The 17,676-nt window shown below is 53.9% G+C and carries 19 protein-coding genes; 15 read left to right on the top strand and 4 right to left on the bottom strand.

The window, feature by feature from the left end; all coding sequences use genetic code 11:
- Window positions 1-9 precede the first annotated feature (9 nt).
- The 15 genes from NFS35_RS07315 (at window position 10) to NFS35_RS07245 (ending at window position 13,403) form a co-directional block, all read left to right on the top strand.
- Window positions 10-750 (top strand): endonuclease/exonuclease/phosphatase family protein, encoded by a 741-nt coding sequence (locus tag NFS35_RS07315; protein WP_251206471.1) that lies wholly within the window; start codon window positions 10-12, stop codon window positions 748-750.
- Window positions 747-944: a hypothetical protein gene (locus NFS35_RS07310; protein WP_251206470.1), complete on the top strand. Its 198-nt coding sequence runs from the start codon at window positions 747-749 to the stop codon at window positions 942-944. Before NFS35_RS07315 ends, NFS35_RS07310 begins: the two co-directional genes overlap by 4 nt.
- A gap of 224 nt (window positions 945-1,168) precedes the next feature.
- Complete coding sequence (locus NFS35_RS07305; protein ID WP_251206469.1) at window positions 1,169-2,197, top strand: lactonase family protein; 1,029 nt, start codon at window positions 1,169-1,171, stop codon at window positions 2,195-2,197.
- 122 nt (window positions 2,198-2,319) lie between these two features.
- Window positions 2,320-2,805, top strand: coding sequence for a cytidylate kinase-like family protein (locus tag NFS35_RS07300; protein WP_251206468.1), 486 nt, complete (start codon window positions 2,320-2,322; stop codon window positions 2,803-2,805).
- 135 nt (window positions 2,806-2,940) lie between these two features.
- Window positions 2,941-3,456 (top strand): Na+/H+ antiporter subunit E, encoded by a 516-nt coding sequence (locus NFS35_RS07295; RefSeq protein ID WP_251206467.1) that lies wholly within the window; start codon window positions 2,941-2,943, stop codon window positions 3,454-3,456.
- Window positions 3,440-3,811: a monovalent cation/H+ antiporter complex subunit F gene (locus NFS35_RS07290; protein ID WP_251206466.1), complete on the top strand. Its 372-nt coding sequence runs from the start codon at window positions 3,440-3,442 to the stop codon at window positions 3,809-3,811. The genes NFS35_RS07295 and NFS35_RS07290 overlap by 17 nt, the downstream gene beginning before the upstream one ends.
- Window positions 3,812-3,893: 82 nt before the next feature.
- A complete protein-coding gene (locus tag NFS35_RS07285) occupies window positions 3,894-4,355 on the top strand; it encodes a cation:proton antiporter (protein WP_251206465.1) in 462 nt (153 codons plus the stop codon).
- Entirely contained in the window at window positions 4,352-4,636 is a 285-nt protein-coding gene (locus NFS35_RS07280; protein WP_251206464.1) for a hydrogenase subunit MbhD domain-containing protein, read from the top strand. Before NFS35_RS07285 ends, NFS35_RS07280 begins: the two co-directional genes overlap by 4 nt.
- A complete protein-coding gene (gene mbhE / locus NFS35_RS07275) occupies window positions 4,617-5,579 on the top strand; it encodes a hydrogen gas-evolving membrane-bound hydrogenase subunit E (protein ID WP_251206463.1) in 963 nt (320 codons plus the stop codon). Before NFS35_RS07280 ends, mbhE begins: the two co-directional genes overlap by 20 nt.
- Before the next feature lie 59 nt (window positions 5,580-5,638).
- On the top strand, window positions 5,639-6,016 hold the full coding sequence (locus tag NFS35_RS07270) for a sodium:proton antiporter (protein WP_251206462.1): 378 nt from the start codon (window positions 5,639-5,641) through the stop codon (window positions 6,014-6,016).
- Window positions 6,016-7,680 carry a complex I subunit 5 family protein gene (locus tag NFS35_RS07265; RefSeq protein ID WP_251206545.1) on the top strand — a complete coding sequence of 555 codons (1,665 nt, stop codon included), beginning with the start codon at window positions 6,016-6,018 and terminating at the stop codon, window positions 7,678-7,680. Before NFS35_RS07270 ends, NFS35_RS07265 begins: the two co-directional genes overlap by 1 nt.
- Before the next feature lie 36 nt (window positions 7,681-7,716).
- A complete protein-coding gene (locus NFS35_RS07260) occupies window positions 7,717-9,420 on the top strand; it encodes a complex I subunit 5 family protein (RefSeq protein ID WP_251206461.1) in 1,704 nt (567 codons plus the stop codon).
- Between the two features lie 92 nt (window positions 9,421-9,512).
- A complete protein-coding gene (locus tag NFS35_RS07255) occupies window positions 9,513-10,979 on the top strand; it encodes a complex I subunit 5 family protein (RefSeq protein ID WP_330640090.1) in 1,467 nt (488 codons plus the stop codon).
- On the top strand, window positions 10,976-11,233 hold the full coding sequence (locus NFS35_RS07250) for a hypothetical protein (RefSeq protein WP_251206460.1): 258 nt from the start codon (window positions 10,976-10,978) through the stop codon (window positions 11,231-11,233). Before NFS35_RS07255 ends, NFS35_RS07250 begins: the two co-directional genes overlap by 4 nt.
- A 1-nt stretch (window position 11,234) precedes the next feature.
- Complete coding sequence (locus NFS35_RS07245) at window positions 11,235-13,403, top strand: complex I subunit 5 family protein (RefSeq protein ID WP_251206459.1); 2,169 nt, start codon at window positions 11,235-11,237, stop codon at window positions 13,401-13,403.
- 68 nt (window positions 13,404-13,471) lie between these two features.
- On the opposite strand, the gene NFS35_RS07240 is transcribed toward NFS35_RS07245, so the two are convergent.
- The 4 genes from NFS35_RS07240 to NFS35_RS07225 all read right to left on the bottom strand — a co-directional run bounded on the left by NFS35_RS07240 (window position 13,472) and on the right by NFS35_RS07225 (window position 17,235).
- On the bottom strand, window positions 13,472-13,696 hold the full coding sequence (locus NFS35_RS07240) for a hypothetical protein (RefSeq protein ID WP_251206458.1): 225 nt from the start codon (window positions 13,694-13,696) through the stop codon (window positions 13,472-13,474).
- A gap of 16 nt (window positions 13,697-13,712) precedes the next feature.
- Entirely contained in the window at window positions 13,713-14,027 is a 315-nt protein-coding gene (locus tag NFS35_RS07235) for a hypothetical protein (RefSeq protein WP_251206457.1), read from the bottom strand.
- Window positions 14,028-14,367: 340 nt separating this feature from the next.
- Window positions 14,368-16,008: a glycoside hydrolase family 32 protein gene (locus NFS35_RS07230; RefSeq protein WP_251206456.1), complete on the bottom strand. Its 1,641-nt coding sequence runs from the start codon at window positions 16,006-16,008 to the stop codon at window positions 14,368-14,370.
- A 243-nt stretch (window positions 16,009-16,251) separates the two neighbouring features.
- Window positions 16,252-17,235, bottom strand: coding sequence for a LacI family DNA-binding transcriptional regulator (locus NFS35_RS07225; RefSeq protein WP_251206455.1), 984 nt, complete (start codon window positions 17,233-17,235; stop codon window positions 16,252-16,254).
- Window positions 17,236-17,676: the final 441 nt, after the last annotated feature.

Here is a 17,676-nt window from a genome sequence, read left to right as displayed (position 1 = left end):
GAGGGTCATATGATGAGGATATTTACATTAAATATAAACGGATTGCGTGGTTTGGAGAAAATGGGTTATGTTTTGCCGGAGGAAGAATTTGAGACAAATTTGAGATGTTTAAAGGAGCTGATTGACGAAAGCATCAATGATACTGAAAGCATCATTATTTTACAGGAGGTGCCGCATAAAATTTGGGACAGAATATATAGAACATGGCATGAAAATGCTTTTTACGAGAGATTTATAAGCTATTTTGAAGAAAATGATTACAGGGTTTTTAGGCCTAAGCATCTGATTGATTCAAGGCAGTGTACCGTTGCGCTTAGCAAAAAGGACAGTTTGTGGAAGTATATCGACCGGGAAATCATATCATATGAGAAAGGATACCCTTATGGGAACAGAATGGTTGAACTTCAATATGGTGATTTGACTTTATTAGGTCTGCATATGAAACCGAATGATGAGATGTGGAATATGATTTTTAATAGTTATAAAGAAAGAAAACATACGATTTTAGCAGGTGATTTCAATGCGTATGAATGTAGAGGAGAAATGAGGGATAAACCGCAACAGTTAAGAGGTTGTCAATACATTACATTGATTCCATGTAACGTTATCACTGATTTTAGAGATAAATCATCTATTGATAATTTCTTTATAAGTTCAGCTTATGAAATTACGAATGGAATAGATATTAAAGTAGCTAAACTTGAAAAGTTCAAGACAGATCATGCATTATGTATGTTTGAGATAAAATGATAATAATCAAACAGGAAAGACCGGGGGCAGATATGATTGACCAGATTCACAAAGCGGTCTACTTCCAGATGACGTTCAATGAGCAGATGTCATGGCCGGGGGAGGAGGTAGAGCATATCATAAAAGATAACGAAACCTGTCATATAAAACAGAAAATACAGCAGCAGGGCAGGCCGGCCATACCAGCGCGATAAAGTGTATAAGAACACAGATTTACCCTATGGTGGGATTAGGAGGGGAAACGGGGCCTGGTTCCGTTGCCTTATGAGGGCCCGGGTGCCTTGACTTGCGATGGGTGATTTGCGACGCCGGGTCAGGGATATTGCGGATATGCCGGAAAGATGTTACAATGGCTATATTCCTGTGAGGAACGGGCGGTCTTGTGCATAAAGGCAATCCCTGTAAGGAGGCGTTTCGGATGAGATATGAATTTTGGGCAGGTTCCTATGGAACCGCAGAGGAAGAAACTATCGCAAGGTTTTCTTTAGATGCTGAAACCGGACAGATAACGAAACTCTATGGATATCGCGGGGCGGAAAATCCCTCCTGGATCGGCATGAATGCTGCGAAGACAATGTTGTATTCTGTAGAAGAGCTGATGCCGGAGGGCAGGATTCTGGCTTTCAGAATCGGAGAGCAGGGACTGGAACCTGCGGCCGGTCTGTCCACAAAAGGAGCAGACCCCTGCCATATCTGTCTGGACGAAAAAGAGAAGCACCTTTTCGCGGCAAACTACACCAGCGGGTCCCTGGCCGTTTACAGGCTGAACCAGGGCGGAGCGCCTGTTCAGATGACGGAATTCCTCCGGTATACAGGCAGCGGCAGCGACCCTGTCAGGCAGGAGGGGCCGCATATCCATTTTACCGAAGTCATGGGGGAACAGGTCTTTGCGGTGGATTTGGGGACGGATACGGTATTCGTATATCTCCTGGATGCGGCTGCGGGAACCCTGACAGATACGGGAAAGGCGCTCCGGCTTCCGGCCGGTGCAGGGCCAAGGCATCTTGCGTTCCATCCGGAGATTCCCGGGATTGTCTATGTGGCCTGCGAGCTGGGCAGCAGCGTGGCCCTCTTTCGGGAAAAGGGAGGGGAATATGTGCTGGAGGCAGCTGTGTCCACGCTGCCGGAATCTTATTCCGGGGAAAATACAGTGGCGGCTATCCGGATCCGGAAGGATTGCCTGTTTGTCAGCAACCGGGGACATGACAGCATAGCGGTCTTTTCGATACAGGAAGACGGCAGCCTTTCATTGCAGCAGATTGTCCCTGCGGGCGGGAGGATTCCGAGAGACTTTGCCATTATGGGAGAATATGTGGTAATCGCCAATCAGGGTTCTGATAAGATTACGGTGCTCCGGATGAATCCGGAGACAGGGCTGCTGGAACAGACAGGCATCTGTGCTTCCATGCTCCGTCCTGCCTGCATCTGCCCCGTTTCATCCAGGTGATTTATACTGCTTAAATAGTAAAATGCCATAACTTGGCTTTGCTGCAGGCTTGTAACAAAGCGCGAAATGTGGTATAATGAGTCCATACGTGACAGGAAGCGGCCGAATGGGGAGGAACGAGTATGAATCTGGTGATTACCATGAGTCGGAGGTTTGGAACCGGTGCCAGCGCGATTGCGGCGGAATTGTCCGGGAAGCTGGGCATTCCGGTGTATGACAAGGCATACATAGAGCATGAGCTGGAGGGCCACAGCTATGCGGATGAGACAGAGCTGATAAAGGAGCTTGCGTCCCATCCCTGCATCATTTTAGGGCGCTGCGCCTCGGAAATCCTGCGGGATCAAGGGAATGTGTTCAATATTTATGTCTGTGCCGACAAGGAGGATCGGATTCGGCGCGTCATGGGTCTGAAATCCCTGTCCTACGAAGAGGCGAAAGCCATGCTGGAGGAGAACGACAGGGCTCGCAGCGAGTACTATTACAGACATACCGGAAGGGTCTGGGGGGATGTGAACAACTATCACATGATACTGGACACCTCCCAGTTCGGGATAGAGAACTGCGCAAATATCCTGATTAAATATTTTGAGCGGATTGAAGTCATATAGCGGAAACAGTGCGAAAAGCATGCAAAAAAGCAGCCCGAGGGTTGCTTTTTTTATTATGGAAACAAAGCAGTTATCAAAAACTCTTTACTTTGGGACAGATTGTGCTAAAATAAAACACTTGTAAGGAGGTATCTTATGTTTTTGATTTATTTTCTGCTTTGGGTCATTTTTAATGGCAGATTTACCCTGGAGATAGGTCTGTTCGGCCTGGCGATTGCGGGCGCGCTGCTGGCTTTTTCCTGTAAATTTGTGGATTACAGCCTGGAAAAAGAACTGAGAGTATACAAAAATATCTTCCTGTTTCTGAAATACTGCCGTCTGCTGGTCACGGAAATCGTCAAGGCCAATCTGAATGCAATCCGCATGATATTGACCCAAAGGGAAGAGATAGAGCCTGCCCTGGTGAGTTTTCGCACGGAGTTGAAATCCCAGGCGGGAAAAGCCATGCTGGCCAATGCCATCACGCTGACGCCGGGGACCATCACGGTCACGCTGGAGGGTTCAGAGTATACCGTCCACTGCCTGGACGAGTCCATGGCAGTGGGCATTCAGGACAGTGAGTTCGTGACATATATACGAAAATTCGAGTCTGAAATTATGCCATTCCATAAATTGTGCGGCGGAGAGGATAAGGATGGGAAGAGGGATTGAAAGCCTGGAAAAGGCTTATGACATATTTTTCACAGGGGCGCTCATTGTGCTGGCGGTTCTGGTGATACTATGTCTTGTGAGGGCCATCATCGGGCCGAGAGTGGCGGACAGAATCGTGTCGGTGAATATGACGGGCACCATGGTCATCGTGATGATCGCCATACTGGCGCTGATGCTGGAGGAAGGATATCTGGCGGATATCTGCCTGATTTATGCCATGATCAGTTTCCTGGCGGTGATCGTGCTGGTCAAGGTATATATGGGAGTGTATCTGGAGGAAAAGCAGAAAGGACAAGAAGACAATAATGCAGTAATAAAAGCGGAAAAAGGGGAAGAGGCTCAGGACAGGCTGTAGGCGGCCCGGAAACTACGGCGCCGGGAGCTTTCCCGCAGGCGCATAGGAGCGGGGAGACGGACGGGAGACAGGAGGACAGGAGATGGCTGTGCTGGAATGGATACGTTTTTTGGTTGGCGGCGGACTGCTTTTGTGCGGGCTGGGAACCTTTATCATCGAAATCATAGGGGTGTTCCGGTTCCGGTATGTGCTGAACCGGATGCACGCGTCAGCTATCGGGGATACTTTAGGCATCGGGTTCGCGCTGTCAGGGCTGATTGTCGTCAGCGGATTCAATTTTACATCCCTGAAGCTGTTTCTGGTGATTGTGTTTCTGTGGTTCTCCTCTCCGGTGTCCTCCCACCTGATTGCCAGGCTGGAGGTGAGCACCAATGAGGAGAGCGCGAAGCATTACAGGATTCTGGAGCTGGATGCTGGGGACAGCGCTGGCGATATGGCCGGGACAAAGCCGCCCGGAGCAGCGCAGAGCGGAAAGCCGGGAGAGGGCATGGATGTCCCCGGGGCCGTGAAAGTGACAGAAGCCCAAAGGAGGCGGGAATTGTGACGATATTTACCTGTATTTTGCTGGGATTTCTGGTGGTCTGCGCCATTGCGGCCAGTTTGTCCAAAAAGCTTTTGAACACCATATTGATTTTCATGTCCTACAGCCTGATCATGTCCATTATCTGGGTGCTGCTGGAGTCCCCCGACCTGGCGATTACGGAGGCAGCGGTGGGAGCGGGCGTCACCACGGTCCTGTTTTTGGTGACCCTGAAAAAAATCAACGCCATCATCAAGAAGGAAAGTTCGCAGGAGGAGAATGCCAATGAGCAGGAAAATACCTGAGGAGAAGTATCAAAAGACCTTTTCCTGTCAATTCAGACGCTGGCTTGAGGGCACGAAGGATCCTTTTGTGGGAGAGGTGGAGATGCAAAAGCAGGCGGCTTTTGCGGAGAGCCAAGAGGCCAGGGAGCGCAGGGAACAGGATGAAAAGCTGCTGAACACAAAAGTCTATGATCTGGAGAATAACTTTGAAGTGCGGATATTCCGCAGGTTCTACAAGGTGTTCAGCGTGCTGTTCTGCATCTTTCTGGTGGCCATGCTGCTGGTGGCGGTGTCGGACCTGCCGGTATTCGGCCATGCGGAGAATCCGGTGAACAACGAGGTGGCGGAGCGCTATATCGAGAAGGGCCTGGAGGAGACCGGGGCGGTGAACATCGTCACAGGCATGATCCTGGACTACCGCGCCTTTGACACCCTGGGGGAGTCCCATGTGCTGTTCATCGCTACCTGTACGGTATTGATTCTGCTGCGGAGGGACGGAGAGAAGGAACAGGAGCTGGACGAGGACAATGACAGAATCCATGAGCCGAAAGACGACGTGATACTGCAGACTGCGGCCAGGATTCTGGTGCCGCCGATCTTTCTCTTCGGCATTTATATCATCCTTGCCGGGCACCTGGGGCCGGGAGGCGGCTTTTCCGGCGGCGCGGTGATCGGAGCCGGATTGATTCTGTATCTGAACGCTTTCGGCTTTGCCAGGACGGAGCGGTTCTTCACGGCCAGGACTTACCGCAGGATGAGCTTCTGCGCGCTGGCCTGCTACAGCCTGGCGAAGAGCTATTCCTTCTACACCGGGGCGAATCACATTGAGAGCGTCATCCCGCTGGGGACGCCCGGGGCAATCTTGAGCAGTGGACTGATATTAGTCCTGAATATCTGCGTGGGCGTGGTGGTGGCAGGCACCATGTATACCTTTTATGCCATGTTCCGGAAGGGCGGCTACTGAGGAATCGTCCTGAAATGGGCACAACACCGGAAGGGTTCGCTGCCAGGGAGGTAAGATAGATGAATTGGACATATTTATTTGAAAATTATGAGGAGGCCGTGGCCATGATTCTGTTCGGCATCGGATTCTCCAATCTGCTGCTGCAGCGGAATCTGATCAAGAAGATCATCGGGCTGAATATCATGGACACCGCCACCTATCTGTTCCTTGCGCTGAAAGGCTATATCGCGGGCAGAAAAGCGCCGGTGGTGGTGGACGGGGTCACGGACGTGGAAGCCTATATCAATCCCATCCCCAGCGGGCTGGTGCTGACGGGAATCGTGGTGTCGGTGTCGGTGACGGCTCTGATGCTGGCCCTGACCATCCGCCTGTACCGCAGGTACCACACGCTGGATCTGGACGAAATCAGCACCCGGCTGAAGAAGGAGGGGAAATGATGGCGTTCGTGCAGAATTTCCCGTTCCTGTCCATTATCCTGTCGCTGTTTTCCGGGCCGCTGTGCGCTGTCCTGGACGGGAAATGGGCCAGGCGGGTGAACGGGGCGGTGATTGTGATAATCGGAATCCTGTCTGCCTTTGTGCTGAAAAACGTCATTTCCGCGGGACAGCCCTATGTGTACCGGATGGGGCATTTTTCGGCTCCCTGGGGGAATGAGATCCGCGTGGGCGTCCTGGAGGCCTTCATGGCGTGCTTTTTCTGCGTCATCATGCTGCTGTGCATGATGGGGGGCATCAGAGAGCGGGAAACGGAGATTGAGGAGGGTAAACAGAACCTGTACTATGTGATGGTGAATCTACTGCTGTGTTCCCTGCTGGCGCTGATCTATACCAATGACCTGTTCACGGCTTATGTGTTCGTGGAGATCAATACGATTTCCGCCTGCGGGCTGATCATGATCCGGCAGACCGGCAGGACCTTCGAGGCGGCTACCCGGTATATGATCATGAGCCTGCTGGGGTCGGGCCTGCTGCTTTTGGGGATCTGCTATCTGTATGCCATCACGGGGCATCTGTTGATGAGCAATATCAGGGAGCAGGTGCAGCTGCTGGCTGCAAGCGGGCAGCATCATATTTCTTTGATGGTGGCGCTGGGGCTGATGTCCGTGGGGCTTGCCATCAAGAGCGCCCTGTACCCTTTCCACGCCTGGCTGCCGGATGCCTATGGGTATTCCACGCTGTCTTCTTCGGCCATTCTGTCCTCGCTGGTGTCAAAGGGGTACATTTTTCTGCTGATCAAGATTTTCTGCCGGGTGATCGGGTTCGATGTGGTCACGGAGAGCAAGGTGGTGAATGTGCTGTTCGTGTTCGGCATCATCGGGATGATCATGGGGTCCTGGAGCGCTATCAAAGAGAAGAATCTGCGGCGGATGATTGCCTTTTCTTCTGTGGCGCAGATCGGGTATATCTATATGGGGCTGGGGCTGGCTACGGAGGCTGGGATTGTGGCCAGTATCTACCATGTGCTGTCCCATGCGGCTACGAAGTCTTTGCTGTTCGTGGCGGCTTCGGGGCTTTCGGACGCATCGGGGGGCAGTGACCGATATGCGGACATCACGGGAGCGGGATTTCGAAATAAACTGGCCGGGACAGCGTTCCTGGTGGGGTCGCTTTCCATGGTGGGCATGCCCATGTTTTCAGGATTTATTTCCAAGCTGTTCTTCGCCCAGGCGGCGGTGGGACATGCCCATAAAATGCTGCCTACGGTCATTGCGCTTGCCATCAGTACCATTCTGAACGCGGTCTATTTCATGAAGACTGTAATCCGGATATATACGCCAATGGGCGCTTATGAGGCGGTGAAAGGTGATGGAACAGGAAAAGCTGACGGCATAGGAAAGGCTGATGGAACAGGAAAAGCTGACGGCATAGGAAAAAGGGATGGGACAGGAAAGACGGATAGAGCGGAAGAGAACGGGGCCGGCTCTGAGAGGAGTGCCAGTGACTGTCAGGAAGTGGGAGGGACTGGCAGACAGGTAATCATTTGGGAGCAGCCAGCCAAATCGGCGGCATTGATTTGTTTTATTCTGCTGAATCTGATCCTGGGCTTGAATTCAGATCCGATTATGCGGCTGATCCAGGGCGGGATTGAGATGTTCGACTAGCGGGGCCTGAGGGCTCTTTTAGGGAGGAAAGTTTTGATGGATGTATGGTTATTGGTTCCGATAGCGCTGCCGGTGATAGGCGGTGCCGTACTGCTGGTCTCGGCTTTCCGGGAACAGGCGGCCTCGGACGCGGGGGATTCCGGAACCGGGGCGGAAAGGGAAAATCGCGTATCGGCGGGGCTCTGCGCCTATGTGGGCGCGGTGCTTGGGATTTCCGTGGCCCTGGCGCTGGCGGCGGCCTGGACAGGGGACAGGGAAGCGGTGCTGTTCACGCTGCTGGACGCGATACCGGTGTACTTCCGCGTAGATGCGGTGGGCAGGCTGTTCGTTACGGTGGTCAGCGTCATATGGGTATTGGCGGCGCTGTTCGCCTTTGTCTACATGCGGCATGAGGGGAAGGAAAAACGGTATTTCGGATTTTACCTGATGCTGTATGGTGTGCTTGTGGCCTTTGATTTTTCGGGGAATCTGGTGACCATGTATCTGTTCTATGAGTTGACGACGCTGGTCTCCATGCCGCTGGTGCTCCACAACGGGAAACGGGAGTCTGTGATGGCGGCGCTGAAGTATCTGTTCTATTCCCTGTGCGGCGCGTATGGGGGGCTGTTCGCCATCTTTTTCCTGTACCGGTACAGCCATTCGCTGACATTTACGGCGGGCGGGACGCTGGACATGGCGGCCGTACAGGGCCATGAGGGCATTCTGCTGATTGCTGTGTTCGCCGCGCTGCTGGGCTTTGGGGCAAAGGCCGGCATGGCGCCGCTGCACGCCTGGCTTCCCACGGCCCACCCGGTAGCTCCCTCCCCGGCTTCCGCGGTATTGTCCGGCGTCATCGTGAAATCCGGCGTGCTGGCAGTGGTGCGGGTGGTCTTCTATATCGTGGGGGCGGATTTTCTCCGGGGGACCTGGGTGCAGCAGACGTGGATGGCGCTGGCGCTGTTGACGGTGTTCATGGGTTCCATGCTGGCCTACAGGGAGCGGGTCTTCAAGAAAAGGCTGGCGTACTCCACGGTGAGCCAGGTGTCTTATATTATGTTCGGGCTGTCGCTGTTGACGGCGGATGGGTTTACGGGGGCCATGCTCCATGTGGCGGTGCATGCGGTGGTGAAATGCGGCCTGTTCCTGACAGCGGGGGTGTTCGTCTATTATTTCAATTATACAAGGGTGGAGGAACTGGTGGGGATTGGGAAGCGGATGCCGAAGATGCTGTGGTGTTATCTGCTGCTTTCTCTTGCGCTGGTGGGGATTCCGCCTACGGGGGGCTTCGTCAGCAAGTGGTATCTGGCACAGGGGGCATTGCAGTCGGATATGGGAGTATTCGCGTGGCTGGGGCCTGTCGTGCTGTTGGTTAGTGCGCTGTTGACGGCCGGATATCTGCTGCCGGTGGCCATGAAGGGATTTTTCCCGGGAGACGCGGCAGCGGCGGATTCCGGGGCGGGAAATCATGGAGCGGCGGCTGTGGCTGCGAATGAGGTAGGAGAGCCAACTAAGGGTACAAAGACAAGCGGGACAAAAGCATCCCATGAATGGGAAATATCCGGCAAAGAGGAGCCGCCCTTGGCTATAAGGGCTGATGGCAGAGAAGAAGCTTTCCCGGCTGCGAAAGCTGATTGCAGAAAAGAACCTGCTTTTGCCATGCTGCTGCCCCTTGTGATACTGGCTGCCCTGGCGGTGCTGGCGGGAGTCTTCCCCGGTGCTCTGATTCAATATGCCTCTGAGATTGCCACATCGGTATTATAGGCAGCCAGCGAGCGTTCAGGCATTAAGAAATGTCGTTTACTATATCTCGGCGATGACGATGGAGAAAGGGTTTGGTTGCCATGAGGGAAGTCATGATGTTGATAGTGGTGCTCCTGCCTGTGTTCACGGCCCTGCTGCTGCCGCTGCTGTCCTTTCGGAGCAGAAAGGCTATGTGGATTTATCTGGAGACGGCAGTGTGCGCCAACTCTGTGCTGGTATGGTGGATGCTGCTCCATGCGCCCGATAAGACGCTTACGGTATTCCGTTTCATGCATGATTTGAGCATCACCCTGCGGCTGGACGGGCCGGGGGCGGTGTTCGCGGGGCTGGTGGCCTTTCTCTGGCCTTTTGCGGAGCTGTACTCCTTTGAGTATATGGAGCGGCAGGAGAATGCGGAATCTTTCTTCCTGTTCTACACGGCCACCTACGGCGTCACCCTGGGCGTGGCCCTCTCGGAGAATATCCTGACCATGTACTTCTTCTTCGAGATGCTGAGCCTGGTGACGCTGCCGCTGGTGATGCATACCAGGACCAGGGAGGCCACCCTGGCCAGCAGGAGCTATCTGTACTATATGCTGGGGGGCGCGGCCTTTGCGTTCATCGGCATGATATTCGTGCTGGTCTACGGCACTACCTCTTCCTTTGTGCCGGGCGGGGTGCTGGACATGGCCCATATCCAGGAGAAAAAGGATACGCTGCTGCTGGTCTATGTGCTGTGCTTCGGGGGGTTCAGCGTGAAGACTGCCATGTGGCCGTTTTCCGCCTGGCTGCCCAGGGCCGGTGTGGCCCCTACTCCGGTGACGGCGCTGCTCCATGCGGTGGCGGTGGTGAACACGGGGGCTTTCGCGGTGATGCGGGTCACCTATTACAGCTTCGGAACCGGGATGCTGCGGGGGACCTGGGCACAGGATACGGTGATGGGGCTGGTGGTGTTCACGATTCTGTACGGCTGCAGCCGGGCGCTGAAGGAGACCCATTTCAAAAGGCGGCTGGCATGGTCTACGGTGAGCAATCTGTCCTATATCCTGTTCGGGGTGGCGCTGATGACGCCTATGGGGATGACGGGGGCCCTGACCCATCTGGTGTTCCATTCCTTTATGAAGATGTGCTCTTTCCTCTGCGCCGGGGCGGTGATCCATAAGACGGGGCGGCATTTCATCTATGAGCTGGACGGGCTGGGGCGGAAGATGCCGAAGGTGTTCGGCTGTTTTACGGTGGCGACCCTGGCGCTGATGGGCGTGCCGGGGCTGTGCGGCTTCGTCAGCAAGTGGTACCTGGCCAGGGCGGCGGTGGAAAGCGGGAAGCCCCTTGCCTATGCGGGGGTGGGGGCTTTGCTGGTCTCTGCGCTGCTGACGGCGATTTATATGGTTGGCATTGTGGTGCGGGCTTTTTTCCCGGGGCGGGATTTTGACTACAGCGCCGTAGAGGATGTGCGGGAGCCGGGGTGGAAGATGCTGGTGCCGCTGGCGGTGTTGGCGGCGTTGATTCTCTGCTTTGGGCTGCATTCCGAGCCTGTGGTGAGGGTGTTGGAGGAGTGTGTGAAGGGGTTCCGGTATTGATAGAATTGCCTGATAGATTTGAATCAAAAAGAGGGTACATTCCCCGCAGGGTTCTTTCTGCACTTTGGGTATCCTTATATTCCCAGGATTTGCTACAAGCCGCCAAATTGGGCAGCATAAAGGCGGCAAAGTATAGAGTTCCTGTAGCGGCTGAGGCATTTTTTGCAGGCAGATCTGAAAAGGTCATGTTTTGCGGAGGAAAAATAAGGGACTTCTCAGGTGAAAGTATGACAGAAGCAGAGTATGGAGGATAGCATGGAATCAGGGACAGGGTTGGGATTTTTGATATTTTTTCCGTTTATAGCGGGGGGCCTGGCGTACCTGGCAGGGCATGCTTCCGGAAAAAAGAAAGAAAATGCTCCCCACACCGGAGGGATTCTGCGGGATGCCATTGTAATCGTCTCGGTGGTGCTGGAATTCATTGTTATGACATCTGTGTCATATTTTGCCGTCAGCAGTCAGTCTTCCTATGTCCTGGAGATTCCGGATATCTGCGGCCTGGGCCTGGGTTTCGTGCTGGACGGATTTCGGTCTGTTTACGGCTGTGTGGCGGCGTTCATGTGGATGATGACGGCGATTCTCTCCAGGGAATATTTTGCCCATCTGCACCATCGCAGCCGTTTTTACCTGTTTCTGCTGTGGACTTTGGGGGCTACCCTGGGCGTGTTCCTGTCCGCGGATTTGTATACTACATTTATCTTTTTTGAGATAATGTCCTTCACCTCCTATACGTGGGTGGCCCAGGAGGAGAACGGGCCGGCGCTGCGGGCGGCAGACACCTACCTGGCCGTGGCGGTGACAGGGGGGCTTGTGATGCTTATGGGCATTTTCCTGCTGTACTATCAGCTGGGGACGCTGACGATCAGCGAACTGCCCGCCGCCGCTGCGAACTGCGGGGAGAGGAATCTGCTGTATGCGGCCGGGGCCTGCATGCTTTTCGGCTTCGGGGCCAAGGCGGGGGCTTTCCCTCTGCACATCTGGCTGCCAAAGGCCCATCCTGTGGCCCCGGCCCCGGCTTCCGCGCTGCTGTCCGGCATTCTGACCAAAACGGGTATTTACGGTATCCTGATTCTGGGCTGCTGCCTGTTTCCCGGGGACGGGAAATGGAGCGGGCTGATACTGGCGCTGGGAGTGGTCACCATGCTGGGGGGCGCTCTGCTGGCAGTGTTCTCTGTGGATCTGAAGAGGACGCTGGCCTGTTCCTCTATGTCCCAGATTGGTTTCATCCTGGTGGGAATCGGGATGCTGGGCATGTCCGGGATAGAAGGGGAGACGGAATACCGTATATTTGCAACCCATGGAACGTTTCTACACATGGTGAACCACTCCCTGATAAAGCTGGTGCTGTTTATGGCCGCCGGGGTGGTGTACATGAATGCCCATGCCCTGAACCTGAACGATATCCGGGGCTTTGGCAGGAAAAAGCCGCTGTTGAAGTGCATTTTCCTCATCGGTGCGCTGGCTATCGGGGGGATTCCGCTTTTTGGCGGTTATATCAGCAAGACCCTGCTGCACGAGAGCATCGTGGAATATGGCGGGGGAGCTGCGCTGAGGGCTGTGGAGTATATTTTCCTGTTCTCCGGGGGGCTCACGGTGGCTTATATGACGAAGCTGTTCGTGGCGGTCTTCGTGGAAAGGAATGGGGATTTTGCGCTGCAAGAGAAATATGACAGCATGAAAGGTTACATGAAGCCTGCAACGGTCTTTGCCCTGGCGGGGAGCGCAGCCGTTCTGCTGGCGTGGGGCCTGTGCCCGCATGCCCTGATGGACAGGGCGGCGCAGCTGGCACAGGGGTTCTTCCGGCTGGAGGAGACGGGGCACCAGGTGCATTATTTTAGCTTTGGAAATCTTAAGGGCGGATTGATATCTATTGGAATCGGCGGGCTGGTGTATCTGTTCTTTATCCGCAGGGCGCTGCGGAACGCTGAGGGGGAATATGTGAATGCGTGGCCGGAATGGCTGGATTTGGAGGAGCTGTTGTACAGGCCGCTGCTGCTGCGCTTTCTGCCCTGGCTGCTCGGGGGATTGTGCGGGCTGCTTCACAGGCTTCTGAGCAGTCCGGCGATTCTGAAGACCTTGTCTGCCGTGGCCGGGGTGTTCTGCCGGATACTGGACAGCCTTGTGGACGGGCTGGTGGTGTTTCTGCGAAAGACCCTTTACCGGGACAGCCCGCTGCCCTATGAACGGCCGGAGGGGAATGTGTTCACGGAAAAGCTGGGAGTCGCGCTGAACGCTTTCCAGAGCCTGGGCAACCGCACCTGGCGCAGAAAGAATCCTGTCCACAGGGACTATGTGCACCTGGCGGCAATGAAGAACGAACAGTTCAGGGAGACCAACCATATCATCCAGAGGAGCCTGTCTTTCGGATTGCTGCTCTTCTGCATCGGGCTGTCGCTGACCTTGCTCTATATTATCTGGTGGTAGCGGGGAGTTCCGGGGGTTGGCAGGCGGCCTGACAATCTGGCGGGCTTTTTTGCCCGTCACGTTGGAGCTCAAATCCCATACTGCTTGTACAATTCGTGACGCCTCTTACGGTTTGTGGATACGGCATCTATTTCGCTGAACTTCTTTTCCTTCAGGAGCGCCTGTATCAGGTTCCCCAGGCGGGTTTCGCCTATGGTGATGCCACGCTCCTCGCCTCTTGCTTCCCCTCTCGCCTCCAAGAAATCAATATACTCGCACATGGTAATCTCCTTTCCTTCTTCCTGCTTTCTCAATAATTCGTCCACCTGGTCAGTGAAGCGCGTGTCCCCGGTAAGCGCCGCCCTGATAAGAGGCCTTCCGCAGGATCTGCCTTCCCTCCAGGGCCGTCTCATTGCCTATGAGGAACTGCAGCTTTATTTCGCCGTTTTTTATCAGATAGGCGCTCACGTCCTCGAACTGGCTGTGCACCTTTCCCTTTCTGCGGTAAAAGCTTTCCGTGGGCGCCGGGAAGACATCCTCCGCCTTCAGCCGCTTCCGCCCGCTATAGACAAGCGCGTTCCCACAGTCCGCGAACACGTCGCTGTGTGCCATCAGTACTTTTTCCAGAATGTCCTTTTCTGCCATCCTGTCGTCTCCCTTCTTCACTTTCCGGGAGGAACGGAACCTCCCGCCTTCGTTGTATTTTGGATAGTTCAGCAGGAATTTTCCGATTTACAAGAATGGTCTCTTTGAAGTTAAGAATCTGTGTCTATAGGAAATCTGCTTGCATTTATCCTAACACAGTTCCGGGGGATTTTCAACCCTTTTTCAAGTTCGCTTATCTTCTTTAATTGGTTCGGACAACTCTGGAAAAAATGAATGATAAAGAAGTCAGAGGAAGGCAATAGGTATCGTAGATGAATTAGAATTCAGAGCCCCCTATGATTGCAAATAGATGCAGGCGGAGGCTCCGAAAACTTTCTGTTCATTCATTTGAGGGTTCCATTCCCTGCTCCCAGACATTCTCCACAGCATGGCAGACATACTGCGCCCGGCATTCCCCTTTCACAATCAGGCTCATATGTTCGGGGGCCATGGCATAGGTGGCCATGACGCTGTCCTGGAAGCAGAATTCCATGGTGGTGGTGTCCGCCAGTACTTGGAAATGCAGGTTTTCCCCATCGAAAACCGCGGCGTGGCCGTTCTCGAAGGAGAGGGTGCGGGAGGAGGAGTCGAAACGTATCCTATGCTCCCCGGCCCGGATGGAGACCGTGCCCTGGATGGCGGAGAGGTTCACGCTGTAATGGGCGGGATTGTGCATGGGCAGAGCGGTCTCGCCCTGCAGCTGGAAATCCGCTTCCGATGCCACGGCTCCGAAGAGACTGTCAACCTGGTCTACAGGCCTGCGGCAGACCCGGAGCCCGTCCTGGAAGCGTTTCAGGAAGATTTCCGCGGGTATGGACATGCACTGTGAAAAGGGCATCCCCTCGTACCCTAAGTCTTCCCCTGCGCCGCCCATGCCCCGGATCCAGCTGATGTGGACGCGTTTTCCCTCCGGGTGGTGGCTCCAGGTTTGGCCGGCGTAGGTGGCGCTGCCGTAGTCCAGGGGATTGCAGTGCCCGGACTCCACGAAATGGTATCCGTCGAAATCCCCGATCCTGGCCATGCCGTCCGCGCCGTAGAGCACCCATTTCGTCCCTTCCTCCCCTTCTATGGGAAGCGGGAAGATGTCCGGACATTCGTAGAGATTGTCGCTGCGGGAGGTGCGCCGCCAGGTGTGGAAGTCCTCCGACACATAGAAGGAAACGCAATTCCGTTCGTTTTCATCCGTCTCATAGACAGCCATCACATAGTGGTCCTCATAGCGCAAGAGACGGGGATCCCGCCAGCCCTCGCCGTTGCGGGTGGGGACGGTGGCTTCATGGGAGAAGCGGTAAAAGGTGTTCCCATCATCGGTGCTGGCGGCGAGGAACTGCCCGCCGCTGGGATAGCCGGGCTTGGTGCGGTCCGTGTTCTGTGTCCCCAGCACAGTGAAAGCGGCGATGATGGCGTCTTTGCCGTAACCGGCCCTGTCCTCATAGTCCACCACGGCGCTGCCGGAAGCGATGCTCCAGTCCCTGCGCCAGGGACAGATGGCGTCGTCCTTTTCCTCCCAGTGGAGCAGATCTGTGCTGACCGCATGGCCCCAGCAGATGTTGACACTGCCGTGGGGAGTGCCCAGGGGATTGTGCTGGTAGAACATGTGGAAGACGCCGTTCTTGTACACCAGCCCGTTGGGATCGTTGAGCCAGCCCCGTTTGCTGGAGAAATGGTAGGCGGGGCGCAGGGGCTCTCGGTACAGATCCGGATAGAGGGGGTTCTCTTTGGTGGCGGCTTCCCCGCTGACGATTCGGGCAAGGCATTTCTGGGTGATGCCCCTGGGGTCGGGCAGCAGGATTGTCAGTTCTTTTCCCCTGTGCTGGCTGACGTTCACATAGAAATAGGCTCCGCCCTCATCGGTGAGGGCCAGAAGGGGGCTCAGGACCAGCTCGCCGCCGGCCCAGATCTGCATCTCGTTGCGCTCCCCGCCAGGGATGACAGGGATGTGCAGATAGTCGTGGCTGCATAGGATTTTTCTTTGGATCATGGTGTGCGCTCCTTTTTATTGTTGTTGTAGTAGTTTTATTTACTGCGCTGCTTGAAATCCGTTTTTCGAAATTCGCAATTTGCTAAAACCCTGATTTATATGGAACTGTGAATCCAACTGCCCAGGGCTTCGGCATTGTCTTAGCAACTGTCGGAAAACAACGGATGCAGCCTGTTTAGGAGGAAGCCCGGAAATACAATGAAAACAGCTATAAACTCGCATCGGTTATTTGTAGACAAATCCTTATACCTGGATAGAAAGGACGGAATTCCGTTCTATCAAAAAGGGCTTAAACGAAGTGGAAGAGGGGTAAATCTCGTTTTCGGTTTCGTAGGACAGAATTTCGCGGACGATGGAACCGGCCAGGGCCTGTATGGGATGCCCGATGACGGATATCCGCAGAAGCTGCAGCCAGCGGTCATCGTCGAATGCCAGGAAAGAGATATCTTCCGGCACTTTCATATTCAGCTCTGTGAGGACTTCATAGGCCAGATAATTCATATCGTAGGCGATGGCGAATATGGCAGTGGGCTTCTGGCGGAGAATCGCCGCCTTTATTTTCCGGAAGTTCTGCTCCTTGCTTTCGGAGGACAGGTTCTGATAGGGAAAGGCGGGTTTGCAGCCAATCTCTTCAAAGGCCCTTGTATACCCCTCCACACGGTTAACCCCTCCCACCATCAGGATATTGCGGTGCCCCTGGGAAAGGAGATGGCGGGCGCCCAGATATGCGCCCAGGTTGTCGTCAAAGGTAAAACTGGCGAAATCGTCATAGTCATTGGATATCAGCTGCAGAAAGTGGATATTGGAATTCTTCATCCAGCGGTACAGTCTGTTTTTCTGATTCCCATCCCGGTACAGCGGAGTGAAAACAATGGAATTTACCTGGGCGCTGGCGAGGGATTGCAGAATGTTCCATTGTCTGTCAGGATTGTCTTCATCAAACGCTATCAGAAGCCGATATCCATGCCTGGCAAGCTCAGTCTCCAGGGTGTGGGTGATTTCCAGGAAAAAAGGGTTAAAGCCGAAAGAAATAATTAGTCCCACGGTCTTGGTCTTCTGAGACCTTAAATTGGAGGCAACTTGATTGGGGGTGTAGCCCAGTTCCTCCGAGATTTTCATGATACGTTCATAGGTTTCCGGTTTGACTTTCGGGTCTTTTCTGAAAGCGCGGGATACGGTGGTATGGGATACCCCTGCCAGCCGGGCCACGTCCTTGCTTGTTGCCATAAATACCTCCAAAGTAAAAACTTCAGATAACACATCCTACAGTGATTTTGAAATTGCTGTTGACAGTGATTAGATTATATGTTATTTTTGAGAAAATGTAAACGTTAACATTTTAAAGGCAAGGAGAGAACATGAAAGAAAGAAGACCGGGAAAAAGGGAAAGGGCGTGTGCAGAGAACTGAAAAAAGCTGGCAGCTGTGGCTGCTGCTTCTTCCATCTTTATGCTTACTTTTCATATGTAATCTCCATATACAACCGCCTTTCTTTGTGCTAAACTGTTTACAGATACGAATAAAAGAATTTATCACATTCTCCCTTTATCACAACATCTGCAAGTTTCCACTCACCACAAATGAGCCAGCCGCATATGTTGTATTTTAGCAGATGCGCATTTCCGCTAAAATACAGCGTTTTAGGCAGGCCTGCGTTTCTCGGATTGTG

The organism is Acetatifactor aquisgranensis (assembly GCF_943193215.1).
In the GTDB taxonomy this organism is placed as follows: Bacteria; Bacillota; Clostridia; order Lachnospirales; family Lachnospiraceae; genus Acetatifactor; species Acetatifactor aquisgranensis.
This window is presented reverse-complemented; position numbering and strand designations above follow the sequence as displayed.